This is a genomic window from Streptomyces sp. GbtcB7, from assembly GCF_019091445.1.
GTDB classification, from domain to species: Bacteria; Actinomycetota; Actinomycetes; order Streptomycetales; family Streptomycetaceae; genus Streptomyces; species Streptomyces mirabilis.
In genome coordinates, this window is the sequence record NZ_JAGXJM010000015.1 from 42,485 (window position 1) to 57,866 (window position 15,382).

At 68.9% G+C, this 15,382-nt stretch carries 14 protein-coding genes and 1 pseudogene; 12 read left to right on the forward strand and 3 right to left on the reverse strand.

Annotated elements, in window-relative coordinates; all coding sequences use genetic code 11:
* Positions 1-117 precede the first annotated feature (117 nt).
* A complete protein-coding gene (locus KVT44_RS24390) occupies positions 118-1,071 on the forward strand; it encodes a DUF3152 domain-containing protein (protein WP_217568525.1) in 954 nt (317 codons plus the stop codon).
* A 302-nt stretch (positions 1,072-1,373) separates the two neighbouring features.
* Here the strand turns inward: KVT44_RS24390 and KVT44_RS24395 are convergent, their stop codons facing one another.
* Positions 1,374-2,279, reverse strand: coding sequence for an AraC family transcriptional regulator (locus KVT44_RS24395; protein WP_190170448.1), 906 nt, complete (start codon positions 2,277-2,279; stop codon positions 1,374-1,376).
* A 197-nt stretch (positions 2,280-2,476) separates the two neighbouring features.
* Between KVT44_RS24395 and KVT44_RS24400 the strand changes: the two genes are divergently transcribed.
* The 6 genes and pseudogenes from KVT44_RS24400 (at position 2,477) to KVT44_RS24425 (ending at position 8,100) form a co-directional block, all read left to right on the forward strand.
* On the forward strand, positions 2,477-2,794 hold the full coding sequence (locus KVT44_RS24400; protein ID WP_099918661.1) for a putative quinol monooxygenase: 318 nt from the start codon (positions 2,477-2,479) through the stop codon (positions 2,792-2,794).
* Between the two features lie 93 nt (positions 2,795-2,887).
* A complete protein-coding gene (locus KVT44_RS24405) occupies positions 2,888-3,856 on the forward strand; it encodes an alpha/beta hydrolase (RefSeq protein WP_217568527.1) in 969 nt (322 codons plus the stop codon).
* A 125-nt stretch (positions 3,857-3,981) separates the two neighbouring features.
* Complete coding sequence (locus tag KVT44_RS24410) at positions 3,982-4,740, forward strand: SDR family NAD(P)-dependent oxidoreductase (RefSeq protein WP_217568529.1); 759 nt, start codon at positions 3,982-3,984, stop codon at positions 4,738-4,740.
* Between the two features lie 95 nt (positions 4,741-4,835).
* Positions 4,836-6,018, forward strand: a pseudogene (locus KVT44_RS24415) (SMI1/KNR4 family protein).
* A 278-nt stretch (positions 6,019-6,296) separates the two neighbouring features.
* Positions 6,297-7,280 carry a Dyp-type peroxidase gene (locus KVT44_RS24420; RefSeq protein ID WP_217568531.1) on the forward strand — a complete coding sequence of 328 codons (984 nt, stop codon included), beginning with the start codon at positions 6,297-6,299 and terminating at the stop codon, positions 7,278-7,280.
* A gap of 22 nt (positions 7,281-7,302) precedes the next feature.
* Complete coding sequence (locus tag KVT44_RS24425; protein ID WP_190170667.1) at positions 7,303-8,100, forward strand: family 1 encapsulin nanocompartment shell protein; 798 nt, start codon at positions 7,303-7,305, stop codon at positions 8,098-8,100.
* Between the two features lie 53 nt (positions 8,101-8,153).
* Here the strand turns inward: KVT44_RS24425 and KVT44_RS24430 are convergent, their stop codons facing one another.
* Positions 8,154-8,297 carry a hypothetical protein gene (locus KVT44_RS24430; RefSeq protein ID WP_180292698.1) on the reverse strand — a complete coding sequence of 48 codons (144 nt, stop codon included), beginning with the start codon at positions 8,295-8,297 and terminating at the stop codon, positions 8,154-8,156.
* A gap of 173 nt (positions 8,298-8,470) precedes the next feature.
* Between KVT44_RS24430 and KVT44_RS24435 the strand changes: the two genes are divergently transcribed.
* The 5 genes from KVT44_RS24435 to KVT44_RS24455 all read left to right on the forward strand — a co-directional run bounded on the left by KVT44_RS24435 (position 8,471) and on the right by KVT44_RS24455 (position 14,408).
* Entirely contained in the window at positions 8,471-8,851 is a 381-nt protein-coding gene (locus KVT44_RS24435; RefSeq protein WP_217568533.1) for an NUDIX hydrolase, read from the forward strand.
* A gap of 123 nt (positions 8,852-8,974) precedes the next feature.
* Positions 8,975-9,280: a hypothetical protein gene (locus KVT44_RS24440; protein ID WP_217568535.1), complete on the forward strand. Its 306-nt coding sequence runs from the start codon at positions 8,975-8,977 to the stop codon at positions 9,278-9,280.
* 197 nt (positions 9,281-9,477) lie between these two features.
* Entirely contained in the window at positions 9,478-10,104 is a 627-nt protein-coding gene (locus KVT44_RS24445) for a DUF1345 domain-containing protein (protein WP_308314097.1), read from the forward strand.
* A gap of 79 nt (positions 10,105-10,183) precedes the next feature.
* Positions 10,184-11,908 (forward strand): FUSC family protein, encoded by a 1,725-nt coding sequence (locus tag KVT44_RS24450; RefSeq protein ID WP_217568537.1) that lies wholly within the window; start codon positions 10,184-10,186, stop codon positions 11,906-11,908.
* 151 nt (positions 11,909-12,059) lie between these two features.
* Positions 12,060-14,408 (forward strand): FdhF/YdeP family oxidoreductase, encoded by a 2,349-nt coding sequence (locus tag KVT44_RS24455; protein ID WP_217568539.1) that lies wholly within the window; start codon positions 12,060-12,062, stop codon positions 14,406-14,408.
* Positions 14,409-14,427: 19 nt separating this feature from the next.
* Here the strand turns inward: KVT44_RS24455 and KVT44_RS24460 are convergent, their stop codons facing one another.
* Positions 14,428-15,360, reverse strand: a complete 933-nt coding sequence (locus tag KVT44_RS24460) for a LysR family transcriptional regulator (protein ID WP_217568541.1) — start codon at positions 15,358-15,360, stop codon at positions 14,428-14,430.
* Between the last annotated feature and the right edge of the window lie 22 nt (positions 15,361-15,382).

A 15,382-nucleotide genomic window follows, 5' to 3' on the forward strand; every position in this document is an offset into this window, starting at 1 on the left:
CGTCCGGCCAGGGAACTGTTACGGGACGATCACATAGCCCCACCCACGATCGGGCGTTACGGTCTCGTTGTCTTCCGATCCAGGTCCCATCACATCGTGTGCACAGCCTTGACGGCCATGACCACGACCGCCCACCGTGCGAAGCCCCCGACCCCGCGATCCCATCGTCGTCGCAGCGGCCCCGCGCACGCCGACGGGCGCGGCCGGAAACGGAAGGGGCCTCTGCTGGGGGGCGTCGCCGCGTTCGCCGTCCTCGTCTCCGTCGCCGCCCTCGCCATCAACCGGACGCCGCCCACGGACTCCGGAAGCGACGACCCGCGCGCTGCCGCCGCACGGCCCTCCCGGTCGGCGCCGGACGAGCCCTCGAAGACACCGCACCGGTCTGCGAAGCCGAGCAGTACGGCGGCCGGCGCCGAGCACAGCAAGGAACCCGGCGCCAGGACCAGCGGGATGGGCGCGCCGTCCTCGGGCTCCTCCGCACCGGCCTCCTCCCCGGACTCCGTCCCGTCCTCGGGCCCCGGCACGTTCACCACCGCGGGCGGCGGGAGCGGGACCGTGGGGCGAGGCAGCCGGCTGCTGCGCTACGAGGTCGTCGTCGAGGACGGCCTCAAGCAGTCGGCCGCCGACGTCGCCAAGCAGGTGGAGGGCATACTCGCCGACCCGCGCGGCTGGACGGCCGACGGCGAGAGCGCGTTCCGGCGTGTCACCGGCGGCACGCCCGACTTCGTCATACGGCTCGCCACGCCGGGAACGGTGGACAAGATCTGCGGCCGGTACGGACTCGACACCGGCGGTGAGGTCAACTGCAGCGTGGGCAAGGACGTCGTGGTCAACCTCAGGCGGTGGCTGCTGGCGACTCCGGTGTACGCGCACGACGTGGCCGCCTACCGGGCGCTGATCATCAACCACGAGGTCGGCCACTTCCTCGGCCACAACCACGTGACCTGCCCCGGCGTGGGCAAGCCGGCCCCCGTGATGATGCAGCAGATCAAGGGCATGCACGGCTGCGTCCCCAACGTCTGGCCGTACGACAGGGAGGGCCGGCTCATCACGGGACCTGCCGTGCCCTGACCTGCCACCCTCACCGTCGGAGGGGCCACCAACTGGGCTTGCTGGAGGGGGCGAAGAGACTTCGCGTGCTGCGGAAACGGGAGTAGCGAAGTGCGCGTGTTGTTGTCGAGGACCGGGTCGGGGTCGGGGTCGGCCAGGACGACGCCACGGTGACTGCGGACGTGTGCGGCCCGGACGGGCCGTGTCGGGTGACCGCCCGATACCTGGTGGGCCGCGACGGCCCGCGCAGCTCCCGGCTCGCCCGGGTGGCGGGTCCGACGATCCGGGGGCGGCGGAAGAGGCCCGGTCGATGTCTCGTCGTGTCAGGGAAGAGCGCCCGCGGTGGTGTGCGCGGTGTGACGCAGGCGGGCGGCGTCCTGGCTGGGGGGTGCGCCGAACTGGCGGCGGTACTCCCTGCTGAACTGTGAGGCGCTGTCGTAACCGACGCGGTGGCCGACCGCGGTGACGTCGTTGGGGTGGGTGGCGAGCAACAGTCGGGCCTCCTGCAGCCGGATCTGTTTCTGGAACTGGATGGGGCTCATCGCCGTCACCGCCTGGAAGTTGCGGTAGAAGGCGGAGACGCTCATGCCGGCCAACTGCGCCACGTCCTCGACCTTGAACGGCTGCGCGTAGTGCTCGCGGATCCACCGCACCGAGCGCGCGACGTGACTGAGGCTGCTGTCGGCGAGGCCGAGCTGACGCACGATACCGCCCTGTTCGCCGGTGATCAGCCGCCACAGGATCTCGCGCTTGACCAGCGGCGCGAGCACCGTCCGGTCGCGGGGTTCATCGAGCAGGCGCAGCAGCCGGACCACCGCGTCGAGCAGCGGATCCGGAGCGTCACTGACGGCGATGCCCGGCAACGCGCTGCCGCCGGCACGAGGGGCATCTCCGGGCCCCGCCTGCAGCAGCAGTTCGGCGACGACGGACGGCTCCAGCGTGAGACCGAAGCCCAGTGCAGGGTGCTCCGGGTCGGCGTCGGTGAACTGGCCGGTGACGGGCAGGTCCACCGACGCGACGAGGTACTGCCCAGCGCGGTACTCGTACACCCGGTCGCCCAGCGCGAGGCGTTTGGCGCCCTGTGCGATGACCGCCAGCACCGTGCCGGTCATCGACGGCGCCGGCGGGTCGGACCGCTCGACCTTCGAGATGAGGACGCCGTCGATGGCGGTGGTCCACTCCGGCCGTGCGTGTCGGACCAGCAAGGTGCGGAGCTCTTCGAGGTACATGCCTTCATTGCAGCACACGCCCTGTCGTCGACTCCTGCACGGAAGAGGATTGTGCAAGGAGCCGACAGCATCGTTCTACCGTTTCCGCAGGTCAGGCCGCTTGAATGGAGTCACTGGAGTCCAGCGGAGAGCCAAAGGGCCCTCCGCTCCAGGACCAGCACACCTGCACGATCCGTCCATCGCGGAAGAAGGTAGTCATGATCGTCAATTACGGATTCAACGCCACCTTGACCGCCAGGCCCGGCATGGGCGACCAGCTGGCCGACCTGCTGCTGACCGGTCTGAGCGACGGCAACCCCGGCACGAGTGAACACTGCCTCGTCTATCTCGTCTGCCGTTCGGCGTCCAACCCCGACGTCGTCCATGTCACCGAGGGCTGGACCAGCGAGGAGGACCACCACCGGGTCTTCGCCGGCGAAGCCGCTCAGGCCATCGTGAAGCGGTTCGACGGGCTGCTGGCGAAGGACCCCGAGTACACCGACTACGTACCGGTTCACGGCAAGGCCGCCTTCTGAGGCCGCTGTTGGATCCCCAGACCTTCGCCACGCCGGTGGGCAGGCGCCCTCCACTTCTGACCATCCCGTACGACCCGACGAAAGGTAGTCACCGTGACTCTCGCACGACCCGCCTTGGACCCCGAACTGGCTGCGCTGCTCGCCGACATGCCGCTCATGACCCACCTCGGCCCCGAACTGCTCGTGCAGTTGCGTCTGCTCCCGTCGACACCGGTCGAGCCCCTTCTCGAAGGCCGCTCGGTCGACCGGCGCGAGGTCACCGTGTCAGGCGAGGACGGTGCGCGGATTCCCCTGTCGGTCTTCAGCCCTGCCGGGACCGCGCACTCCGCGGGGGCGCCGTGCGTCTTCTGGATACACGGCGGTGGGATGGTCATGGGAGATCGCTTCTCGCAGATCGACATCCCTCTGGAGTGGCTCGACCTGTTCGGTGCCGTCGTGGTCTCCGTGGACTACCGATTGGCGCCCGAAGTCAGCGGCACGACTCTGGTCGACGACTGCTACCAGGGGCTGCTGTGGATCGCCGAGCACGCCGACGAGTTGGGCATCGACCCCGCCCGCATCGTCGTTGCGGGCGCCAGCGCCGGCGGTGGCCTCGCCGCCGGGGTCACCCTGATGGCACGCGACGGCGGCACCCCGCCGATCGCCGCCCAGGTGCTCATCTGTCCCATGCTCGACCACCGCAACATCACCACCTCGAGCCGGCAGTACTCCGGCGATCCCGGAGTCTGGACCCGTGAGATGAACGAGTTCGGCTGGCGCTCGGTGCTCGGTGACCTCCGGGACGAGCGGGTGCCCGGCCATGTCTCCCCCGCGGTGGCCGACGACCTCTCGGGCCTGCCGACCACCTACGTCGACGCCGGCTCGGCCGAGGTCTTCCGCGACGAGGATGTCGCCTACGCCACCCGGATCTGGGCGGCCGGCGGCCAGGCGGAACTCCACGTCTGGGCAGGAGGCTTCCACGGTTTCGACGCCCTGTACCCGCAGGCGCGTGTCTCGACCGAGGCCCGCCGCACACGCAACGACTGGCTCGCCCGAGTCCTGTCCCCAGCCTCTGTCGCATAGCGGAGCCGGCGACGCCACACCGGCCGACTACCGCGCCAGTCACGGCATTTCCCATGTGACACCCGTGTTGCCGAGGCCCGCGCCGGGCCTCGGCAGACGCTCAACCACACCCCAGGAGAACCATCATGAAGGTAGCAATCATCACTGGCGCCAGCTCCGGTATCGGGCAGAGCGCGGCGATCCAGATCGCCAAGCGAGGAACCGGAGTCATTCTGACCTACGGCAACAATGCCCAGGGAGGGTTGGAGACGGCGGCCGCGATCGAGAAGGACGGCGGCACTGCCGTCGCGCTGCCGCTGGACGTCGGTGAGACCGGCGCCTTCCCGGCCTTCCGCCGGTCCGTGGTCGACGTGTTGCGCGACACCTGGCAGCGCGACACGTTCGACTACCTGGTCAACAACGCCGGCTTCGCACACACGTCGCTCATCGAGGATACGACCGAGGAGGCGTTCGACAGGCTGATGCGGGTTCTGCTCAAGGGCCCGTACTTCCTGACGCAACGCCTGCTGCCACTGATGGAAGACGGTGGGGCCATCGTCAACACGAGCAGCAACTCGGCGATGGGGTCCGGCCTGGAGCCCGGATACTCGGCCTACGCGTCGATGAAGGGCGGCCTCAACGTGCTGAGCCGCTACATGGCCAAGGAGTTCAGCGCGCGAGGCATCCGCGTCAATTCCCTTTCGCCGGGCTCGACGCGCACCCGGATCGCCGACGACGCCTTCGAGCGGTTTCCCGAAGTCGTCCCGGCCCTCGCGGCGAAGACCGCTCTCGGCCGGGTCGGCGAACCCGATGACATCGGCATGATGATCGCCGCCCTGCTCTCCGAGGAGAGCCGCTGGGTCACCGCTCAGAACATCGAGGTGTCGGGAGGCTACAACTTGTAGCCATGAGCAGCCCGACAACGGCCTGCGCCACCACACGGCCCACCCGTACTCGCGAGAGCGCGAGGCCAGTTCACCAGAGCGACCGGAGACCGCCGTTGCCCTCGCTACATGACTTCGCGACCTGGGAGCCCGTGCTGCGGCTTCTGCGAACCGTCGACGCGGAGAGCATCGCCGCACCGGGCGGCTACGTGGCGGGACGGATCGGCCGACACGGGTCGAGCCTGCCCATGCCGCGGCGGCGCCCGCAGCCCGGACGAGCCCTCCAGATCGAGGACATGCAGGACGAGTTCGACGCGGTGGAGCGGGTGCGGGGCGCACTCGCGGACGCGGGTGTCGACGACATCTCGTTCGCGGCGGAGATCTCGCGCGACGGGAGTGCCGTACTCTCCACCTGCTCCACCCCAGCCCCGCCGCGGAGCCCGGTATCGGCAATGCGCATCCGGGTTCACTCATCCTGGTCGAGGATGCCGTCCCCGAGCCCTGGCGCCGTCTTCCCGAACCGGTCCCCGCAGCGGTGCCCGCCCCGTCGGTGGATCTGGCGTCGCTGGAGCGGACGCTCCGCGAGCGGATCCCCGATGCCATCGGCGCCACCGAGGCGGAGATCGCCGCCGCGGAAGCGCGCCTCGGCGTCGTGTTGCCCGACGAGCTGAAGGTGCTCTACCGCGTGACCCGGGCGCGGTGGGAGGACTGGGGCGACGACCACGAGGCGGCGGAGCGCGTCTCCGATGCGGTCGGCTGCGAGCTCTTTTCCCTGGACGAGTTGTACATCGCGGACGCTCCGTCCCGTCCGTCCCCCTGGAAGTTCGCGGCGATGAAGGCGGTCGGCACGCGGCCCGACGCCGCGGTGCAGGGGTTGGTCGGCTCCCCCGGCTGGATCGTCTTCGGCGACAACGGCGGCGGCGACCGCATCGCGGTGGACCTGACACCGGGCCCGCGCGGACACACGGGACAGATCATCATGGGGAGCCGCTCAGCCTCGCCCCCGTCATCGGGCTCCCCCGCCTGCGGACCCTCACGGCCTACCCCGGTACGCTCGCCGACCCGCTGGAGATCGCCGAGCTGACCGGGCTCGAGTTCCTGGAACTCGGGCCGGAGGACTGGCGTGTCCTGCTCGATGCCGGAGCCGTCCCGCGTAGCCTGTCGGCCGCCTCCATCGAGATCCACGGCATCCGCCACCCGCTCCCGATCGTGGCCCTCGCCAACGAACTCCTCGCCCTCTGGGACCGCCCTCCGATCACTCGGACGACCCTCGAAGGCAACCTCGGCCGCGTGGCGTAGACCGGTTCGCCCCGGCGGGTCTTCGCCTCGAAGTCCTGTCCGCCACAACCCTTTCGCGACCCTTTTTTACGGATCTCCAGGATTCCCTCGTGAAGAAGGCGCAATGGATGGGGCGCTAATCCTCGACCACCAGGGGTCGGGTGCGATTCGCGCAGGCAGGCCCCTGTGTACCCGCACCGGTCGACATCGCCGTAACCCAATCCTAGTATTTATTTTGTTTCCTCACGTTATCCTGCCGTGCGTAGCGCCATAGCCACGACAAGTAGGAGGCAGGCTCCGTGGTTGAGTCGCAGTTCGTGATCACCCCGCCCGCCAAAGCCGCCCTGTTCCTCGTGTGCACCATGGCACCTGGCGGCGAGCCCGCTGTTCGCGATCTGCTCCAGGATGTGGCCGGGTTGCGACGATCGGTCAGTTTCCGCGCTCCGGACGCGGAGCTGAGTTGCGTCGTCGGCATCGGCTCCGCCGCCTGGGACCGGCTCTTCGCAGGACCCCGCCCACACGATCTGCATCCGTTCGTCGCGTTGACGGGCTCCCGGCATCGAGCCCCGTCCACCCCAGGTGACCTGCTCTTCCATCTGCGAGCCCACCACATGGACCTCTGTTTCGAACTGGCCCAGTTGATCGGCGAACGCCTCTACGGAGCGGTCGCCGTGGTGGACGAGGTGCACGGTTTCAAGTACTTCGACGAGCGCGACCTGCTCGGCTTCGTCGACGGCAGCGAGAACCCCGAGGGTCAGGTCGCGGTCGACGCGGTGTTCATCGGTGACGAGGACCCCGATTTCGCGGGCGGCAGCTACGTGATCGTGCAGAAGTACGTGCACGACCTTGCCGCCTGGAACGCGTTGCCCACGCAGGAACAGGAAAGGGTCATCGGCCGCACAAAGCTGGCGAACGTCGAAATGCCGGACGACATCAAACCCGCGGACTCGCATGTAGCACTGAACACCATCACCGACGCGGACGAAAACGAACGGAAGATCGTCCGTGACAACATGCCGTTCGGCAGCATCGGGCAAAGGGAGTTCGGTACCTACTTCATCGGCTATGCGCGCACTCCCGAGGTGACCGAACAGATGCTGAGGAACATGTTCCTCGGTGACCACCCCCATACCCACGACCGAATCCTCGACTTTTCCACGGCGGTCACCGGCTGTCTGTTCTACGTACCGAGCGCCGATTTCCTCGACGACCCACCCGCCGCGCCCACCGGAGCGTCGGCGACCGAGGGCTCCCTGGGCATCGGCAGTCTCAAAGGAGCCTGATCACGTGTCCACGCCCAACGGTATGAACAACCTGCACCGCGAACTCGCGCCGATCACGCCCGAGGCATGGGCACAGATCGAGGAGGAAGCCCGCCGTACCTTCCAGCGCAACGTGGGGGGCCGTCGTGTCGTGGACGTCACCGGACCCGACGGTCCCGCGCTTGCCTCGGTCGGCACCGGCCATCTCACCCGCATCGAAGGGCCCGGACCGGGCGTCACCGCTCTCCTGCGCCAAGTACAGCCCCTGGTCGAACTGCGCGTCCCCTTCAAGGTCGGTCGCGATGCGGTGGACGACGTAGAGCGCGGCTCGAACGACTCCGACTGGCAACCGGTCAAGGACGCGGCGCGCGCCATGGCGTTCACCGAAGACCGGGCCGTCTTCGAGGGATACGAGGCAGCGGGCATCGACGGGCTGCGCAGGCGCACCTCCCATCCAGTGCACGGTCTGCCGGCGGAGACACGTGATTACCCGGATGCCGTCAGCCGCGCGCTGACGACCCTGCGCCTGGCCGGAGTAGCCGGCCCGTATTCGCTGCTGCTGGGCGCCGACGCGTACACCCTGGTGAGCGAGACGTCCGACCACGGCTATCCGATCACGGAGCATCTCAGCCGGATGCTGGACGCCCCGCCGATCTGGGCGCCCGCGGTCGACGGCGCTTTTCTGCTGTCCACCCGCGGTGGGGACTTCGAACTGCGGCTCGGTGAGGACCTCGCGATCGGCTACACCGCGCATGACGCGAACGAGATCGAGTTGTACTTCCGCCAGAGCCTGACCTTCCTGGTGTACACCGACGAGGCTGTGGTGGCACTCGGCTCGTGACCGCACGGCGCCCGTGCGGACGGGAATTGCTCCGGGAGACGGCGACACGGGTCCTACGGGGCGCCCAGGGACCGCACCGTCACGGTCGCGCCGCCCAGGGTTGCCGCGACCGCGTCGCGTTCGGCGTGCAGATCCGCAAGCTCCTGTTCGAGCGCCCGACGGGCTTCGGCGCTGATCGCCCCGGCTTCGCTGGTCATTCCTGCTCCCGTTGTGCAGGGGGAACAGCTGGGTGAGGGTGGGCGATTCAGCTGTTTGCGACCATGGTCGCGAGCTCGCCGCGCCGCGTGAACCGATGTGCCCCGGGTAGGAAATGGGGGCTCGGACGCGGCCGGTCGGCCGGTCGCGCGAGGAGGAAAGGGACGGTTGAGCCATGATGCTGGAGCAGGCTGCCCGGGGCGTGGTGGACGCGGTCGTCGTGTACGACGGGCGTCTGCTGATGGTGGCCGCGCAGGACAGCTGGGGGCTGCCGTCGGGCGCCCCGCAGCCCGCCGAGTCGGCGCAGGCCGGCGCGGCGCGCCTGGTGTACGAGCTCACCGGGTACCTGGTCGACGGCACATCGGTGCTGCGGCCGCAGGGGACGGCTGGAGAGGACGCACGGCCCGCTGTGGTGTGCCAGCTGTTGAGCCAGGCCCCCTCGGCGGAGGCGCGACTCGGCCCGGAACAGATCCGCTGGGCTCCGTTCGCCGAAGCCATCGACGCGGGGCTGCCCGAAGCCGTGCGGGACTACCTGGTGGGCCATACACCCGTGTAGGGATGCGGGCGCGGCATTTATCAGGATCGGTTCCTGATTTCAAGTCACGCTGTTCCGTGACATGACGCGAAGCCCCTCGGTGAACTTTTCTGGATGCAGAATTTCTCAGATCAGGAGATTCTCATGCAGATCATCACCATCACGGCCGCCGTCATCGTCGGGGCATTGTCCAGCATCACCTATGTGCAGTACGCCGCGTCACGCAGCCCAGGACGACCGATCCCTCTGTTCTCCACCCGGCTCGCGCTTTTTCCCCTATGGGCCGACGTGACGTTCACGACGGGCTGGATCGTCAGCTCGTTCACGCTCATTTTCATGCTGCCGATCTGGATGGGAGCGGCCGCTTACTGCGGGGCCACGGTACTCCCCTTCGAGGTGATGCGCCGCCGTCACAACCGCCAGGTCAGAGGCCGTGTGCTCACGCCATGAGCGCGATGCCGGATACCACCGACACCGCGGTCGCGGCCCCGCCACCGGTAAGGAGTTCCGGTCCCGTAGGAGCTCGTGACGCGATCACGACGCGGGGCCGTCCCGTAGGCCCGGCTGTGGGCGGGATACCGTCACCCTCTGGTCCCGCTCTCGCCGTGCCGAGCAGCCACGAAGCACTACCGTTGTGGCTTGTGAGCGTGAGCATCCGTTTGTCGCTTTCCGCAGTCCCACGGCTTGCCATCGCGGTCGCCGTCGGAGCGGCGGTCGGCGTGGCCGTCGCGCTGTCCAGCGACACACCGCTGGCCATTCTCGCGGGTATCGCCGCGACCCAGACATTCTTCGTGGTGGTCGGCTGGATCGTGCTGTGGCCGATGGACGCCGCCTCGACCCGACGCAACGCTCGACGCGAGGACCTGCGCCCCGTCCTCGAGGAAATCGTCGTCGTCACCGTCGCTCTGTGCGGTCTGGTCGGCATCGTGGTATTCCTGCTCGGCAACTCCGACAGCGGCCATGCCGCGACGGCGCTGCTCGGCGTGTTCATGGCCTGGGCGGCACTGCATCTGATGTACGCAACCCGCTACGCGTACCTCTACTACGTGGATTCCGGGGGCGGGATCGATTTCAACTCCGACCAGCCGCCGGCGTACCGGGACTTCTTCTACTTCAGCTACAACCTCGGCATGACCTACCAGGTCTCCGACACCGACGTCTCCAATGCGGTGATCCGCTCGATGGTGCTCCGGCACACATTGCTGTCGTACGTCTTCGGCACGAGCATTCTGGCTACCGCCATCAACCTCTTCGCAGGAATCCTCGTTCACTGATCTCGAAGAAGTGGGCCGATGTGGCAATTCCACGGGTGGGTCGCGCAATTATCATGGTGTTCCGGACGGTCTCGGTACTATGCCCCACCATCACCGCACCCATGTGACGCGCGTACTCTCGCCGCGCGGCGCGCTCACCCTGCACGCGGTGGACGGAGCGCTCCTCTTCGCTCTGCGCGCGGCGTTGGCCATGGCGCTGCCCGCGGTGCCGTTGGTGCTTTCCGGACGAACCGCGCTCGCCGTCTTTCCCATGCTGGGCGCGTTCACCACCACGTTCGGGCGCAACCTGCCCTATCGCCGTCGCGCCCGCGTCCTCGCCGTGGCCGCGGTGGCCATGACGATGTGCGTCGGGCTTGGTGCGACGCTCGCCGCGCTGACCGATCCGCAAGCGGGAGGTCTCGGCGCTGCCGTGGTGATTGCCGCGATGGCGGGCACGGCTGGCCTGGCGAAGTTCCTCTGCGACGCGACACGGCTGAGTGGCCTCGGTGCCGTGTTGATGCTCTTCTCGTTCGCCGTGGCGGCCAACGGCCCGGCCGACAGGGTCACCGACGTGCTCGCCCAGACAGGGCTCGCCGCAACGGGCGCGGCCACGGCCTGGGCACTGGCACTGGTGGGCTGGGTCGTGCACCCGGACCGCCCGCAGCGGCTCGCGGTGGCCGTGGCCCTCCGCGAACTCGCCGACCTGCTGGAAGCAGGCGGAGGAGCCGACGAATCCGGGCACACACGGCACCGGGCAACCGCCGCCGTCCTCCGGGCGTATCAGTCGCTCGGCCTGAGCCCCCTGACAACCGATCAGCGGCACGGCGAGCGGAGCGGGACATGTGTCTTCCTGACCGACCTCGCCTGGTCGCTCCTGATCACCTCCGCATGCCGACAGACTCCCGACGCCCCGACAGCGCGGTACCTGCGTGTGCAGGCTCGGTACCTGACCGTCAGGTACCGTCGTCCCCCAGCCCCGCTGCCGCACCCGATGTTCCCGTCCGCCCCGTCCGCCCCGTCCGCAGATACGGCACCCGGCCATCCGGACGAGGCCGGTCCCGCGGCCCGGCGCGCCGCCGAACTGACCGTGGGGACCGGTGCCGGCAGCCCGGGCCATGTCGCGGTCCTTGTCGTCCCCGCGTTCCGGATGGCTCTCGGTACCGGCCTGGCAGGTGGCCTGGCTGCGTTCCTGAGCTTTGGACACGGTTACTGGGCCGCACTCTCCGCGGCCGCCGTCCTGCATTCCGTCAACGTCCGCTCCACCTTGGAGCGTGCCCTCCAACGCACCTTGGGTACGGCGGCCGGGCTCTTGATCGCGTTCGGCGTGTTGGCCACCCACCCGGCGCCGACGGCTCTCGTGGCCCTGATCGTGGTCTTCGAATTCCTGCTGGAATACACCGTGGCCCGGAACTACGGCCTCGGCGTCGTCTTCCTCACGCCGCTCGCACTGCTGATGAGCGACCTGGCATCCCCCGCCCCTGTGGGAACGCTCGTCCACGACCGGACGCTGGGCAGTCTCCTCGGCATCCTCATCGGTCTGGCCTGTGCCCTGCTGGTGGTCCACGGGCGTCCGGCAGCACGTGTGGAACGAGCGCTGGCCGCGTGCGGCGAAGCATCCGAACGCGCCGAACAGGCACTGGCCGACTCCGCCGCCGTACCGCACCCTGCCGTTCAGACACAGCTGGCCGTGGCAGTGGTGGAACTGCGCGAGGCGGACGACGCCGCCGCCGGGGAGCTGTACGCGGCGGATGTCGACCCCGCCCAACTGGCAGCCGCGGAGCAGCGTGCCTATGTGCTGCTCGAGCGCCTTCATCGGACCACATGAATCCCGCACATACGACCGACGCGGACGACCCGCGGGCGCCGCATGACGACCGTGGGGTGCGTATGCGTCTGTGGCCCGTTTGAGGGAGCCACAGGATGGTTGTAGCGTTTCCACATACTCCTTCGGCGGCAGATACGAAGGGCTGACCAGCATGACTACCTCGGATGCCGACAAGGCTGTCGCGGACAACGAATCGCCGCACGGCGCGGAGACACCGGCTGGAGGCGAGGGCCCCACCACCGAGAAGCACCCGTCGCAGCGGGCCTACCATCATCCGGCCGCCGGCTGGGGTGCCGCCAAGAGCGTCACGCACGTCCTCCTGCGGGAACACACGCTGATCGACGGGCCACGCGCCATCTTCAAGATGAACCACGAGAGCGGGGGGTTCGACTGCCCGGGGTGCGCGTGGCCCGACGACACCAAGGGTCTCAAGCTCGACATCTGTGAGAACGGCATCAAGCACGTCACCTGGGAGATGACGCCCAAGCGTGCCGGACGTGAGCTGTTCGCCGCGCACTCCGTCTCGGAGCTGGCGACATGGACCGACTTCGCGCTGGAGGGCACGGGCAGGCTGACGGAGCCGCTGGTCTACAACGAGGAGACGGACCACTACGAGCCCATCACCTGGAAGGCCGCGTTCGAGCTCGTCGGAAGCGAGCTGCGGGCCCTCGACGACCCGAACGAAGCCGCCTTCTACACCTCGGGACGCCTCGGCAACGAGGCGACGTTCCTGTACCAGTTGATGGCCCGTGAGTACGGCACCAACAATCTGCCCGACTGCTCCAACATGTGCCACGAGGCGTCCGGACGCGCCCTGCAGGCGTCGCTCGGCACTGGAAAGGGCACCGCCGACCTCGCCGACTGGGAGAGTGCCGACGCCCTGTTCATCATGGGCGTCAACGCGGCCTCCAACGCTCCGCGCATGCTGACCGCGCTCGCCGAGGCATATCGGCGGGGTGCGCAGATCGTGCACGTCAATCCACTCATCGAGGCGGCAGCCACCCGGACCATCGTCCCGCACGAGTTCGTCGACATGGCCCTGTTCAAGTCGACGCGCACGAGCACGCTCAACCTGCAGGTCCGTGCGGGCGGCGACATGGCGCTCCTGCGCGGCATGGCCAAGGCGGTGATCGAGGAGTCGGCCTCGGACCCGAAGGCACTCGACCGCGAGTTCATCGACCGCCACACCCAGGGGTTCGAGGAGTACCGGGCCCTGTGCGAGGCGACACCGTGGCAGGAGCTGGAGCGCCAGTCCGGGCTGACGCGCGCGGACATCCTGAAGGCCGCCGACGTGTATTCGCGGTCCGACCGGACCCTGATCAGCTGGTGTCTGGGGGTGTCCCAGCACGAACACGGTGTGGACACCGTTCGGGAGATCGTCAATCTCCTGCTGCTGCGCGGGAACCTGGGGCGCGAGGGTGCCGGGCCGTCACCTGTACGCGGGCACAGCAACGTGCAGGGGAACCGTACCTGCGGCATCGACCACCGGCCCACAGCCGAGTTCCTCGACCGGCTCGCCGACGTCTGCGGCATCGACCCTCCCCGTGCGCACGGGCTGGACACGGTCGGCGTGGTCGAGGGGATGCACCGGGGCACGGTCAAGGTGTTCGTCGGAATGGGCGGCAACTTCGCGATGGCCGCGCCCGACACCACGTACACCGCCGAAGGACTTCGGCGCTGCGAACTGACGGTCCAGGTCAGCACGAAGCTCAACCGCAGCCACGTGATCCACGGCAGGAAGGCACTCATCCTGCCGTGTCTCGGCCGGACGGAGAAGGACCACCAGCGCCGTGGGCCGCAGGCCACGTCCGTCGAGGACTCCATGAGCATGGTGCACCTGTCGCTCGGCATGAAGCGCCCGGCGTCGCCACATCTGCTGTCCGAACCCGCCATCATCGCCGGCATGGCGCGGGCGAGTCTTCCCGACAGCGCCGTCCCCTGGGAGCAGTACATCGAGGACTACGACCGTATCCGGGACACCATGGCCCAAGTCCTGGACGGCTTCGAGGACTTCAACCGCCGCGTCCGGCTGCCGCTGGGGTTCCGGATCAAGCAACCGGCCCGCGAACTCGTGTTCCTCACCCCGTCCGGCCGGGCCGAGTTCTCCGCCGCCGTACTGCCGGATGTCGTGCCCAAGGACGACATGTTGGTGCTGCAGACGATGCGCTCCCACGACCAGTGGAACACGACCATCTACTCCGACGACGACCGCTACCGGGGTGTCAAGAACCTGCGCACACTTGTCCTCATGAACCGCGCCGACATGCGTTCCCGTGGCATCACCCCCGGCAGCCTGGTCGACATCACGGCCACCTCCAAGGACGGCAGCAAGCGCTCCCTCACCGGATACCGGGCGTTGAGCTACGACATGCCCCGTGGCTGCGCGGCGGGGTACATGCCCGAGATGAACGCCCTCATCGGTGCGGCCGACTACAGCACGCAAAGCGATCAGCCACTGATGAAGAACGTCAACGTCCGTGTCGCCCCGAGCCGGCAGTGACATGTGGGAAGCGAGATCGTCACGGGTCTGAGCCCGGTGGGTCGCCGTCGAGGGCCGCGGCACGGAGGGCGGCTGCCACGCGCGTGATCGGTTCGCTCGGCGGGTGAGGAAGGCGGGCCAGGAACAGACGCCGCTGCTCCTGGGGCCCACCGCGCACGGGAAGGATGCGTACCCCTGGTGGTGCCGCCTGGATGAGTGCGGGTGGCACGGTGGTCAGTCCGCACCCGGCGGCGACGAGGTGAAGCTTGGCCAGCCAGTCGCGGGCGGTGTGGGCGATCTCGGGGCGTTCGTCCAGACCGGGCCACACCCCCATCAGCCGGTCCTCACCGGAGGAGGAGCCGGAGATCCAGCGCTGCCCGCGCAGATCGGCCACGTCGACGAACTCGCCGCGGGCGAGCGGGTGGGTGGCGGGCAGCGCCAGACACAGCGCGCGTTCGGTGAGCGTGTGCAGAGCCAGTGGAGGCGACTCGGCGTCCGGCGGGCGGAACGGGGGCGCCGACGCCAGGAGGGCGAGGTCCAGGCTGCCGGCCCGCAGCGCGCGCACGAGCGCCGGAGTTGTGCCTTCGCGGCTGACGATGTGCAGGCCGGGGTCCGTGCGGCGCAGCGCGACCAGGGCTCGGGGCAGCAGGACGGCCCCGGCACTGGGGAACCATCCCAGCCGGACCGTCCCGGTCTGCCCCGGCAGGCCGGACAGTTCGCGCGCGGTCGCGTCGATCTCGTCGAGCACGGTCGTCGCACGGCGCATGACGACGAGACCGGCCGCGGTCAGCCGTACTCCGTCGCGCCGCCGCTCCAGCAGCTCCGCTCCTGCCACGCGTTCGATCGCGGCGATCTGCCGGGACACCGCCGACTGGGTGTAGCCCAGCGACGCCGCGGCGGCGGTGAAGGTCCCCTGTTCGGCCACGGCACGGAAGACGCGCAGCGCGGTCAGCGACACATCCGTGAAGTCCATGACGCTTCCAAATCCGTGATCA

Bases quoted from the DNA above. Each gene is read 5' to 3' on its own strand.
- KVT44_RS24390 (WP_217568525.1), top strand. From the start codon at position 118: ATGACCACGACCGCCCACCGTGCGAAGCCCCCGACCCCGCGATCCCAT.
- KVT44_RS24395 (WP_190170448.1), bottom strand. From the start codon at position 2,279: ATGTACCTCGAAGAGCTCCGCACCTTGCTGGTCCGACACGCACGGCCG.
- KVT44_RS24400 (WP_099918661.1), top strand. From the start codon at position 2,477: ATGATCGTCAATTACGGATTCAACGCCACCTTGACCGCCAGGCCCGGC.
- KVT44_RS24410 (WP_217568529.1), top strand. From the start codon at position 3,982: ATGAAGGTAGCAATCATCACTGGCGCCAGCTCCGGTATCGGGCAGAGC.
- KVT44_RS24425 (WP_190170667.1), top strand. From the start codon at position 7,303: ATGAACAACCTGCACCGCGAACTCGCGCCGATCACGCCCGAGGCATGG.
- KVT44_RS24430 (WP_180292698.1), bottom strand. From the start codon at position 8,297: ATGACCAGCGAAGCCGGGGCGATCAGCGCCGAAGCCCGTCGGGCGCTC.
- KVT44_RS24435 (WP_217568533.1), top strand. From the start codon at position 8,471: ATGATGCTGGAGCAGGCTGCCCGGGGCGTGGTGGACGCGGTCGTCGTG.
- KVT44_RS24440 (WP_217568535.1), top strand. From the start codon at position 8,975: ATGCAGATCATCACCATCACGGCCGCCGTCATCGTCGGGGCATTGTCC.
- KVT44_RS24450 (WP_217568537.1), top strand. From the start codon at position 10,184: ATGCCCCACCATCACCGCACCCATGTGACGCGCGTACTCTCGCCGCGC.
- KVT44_RS24455 (WP_217568539.1), top strand. From the start codon at position 12,060: ATGACTACCTCGGATGCCGACAAGGCTGTCGCGGACAACGAATCGCCG.
- KVT44_RS24460 (WP_217568541.1), bottom strand. From the start codon at position 15,360: ATGGACTTCACGGATGTGTCGCTGACCGCGCTGCGCGTCTTCCGTGCC.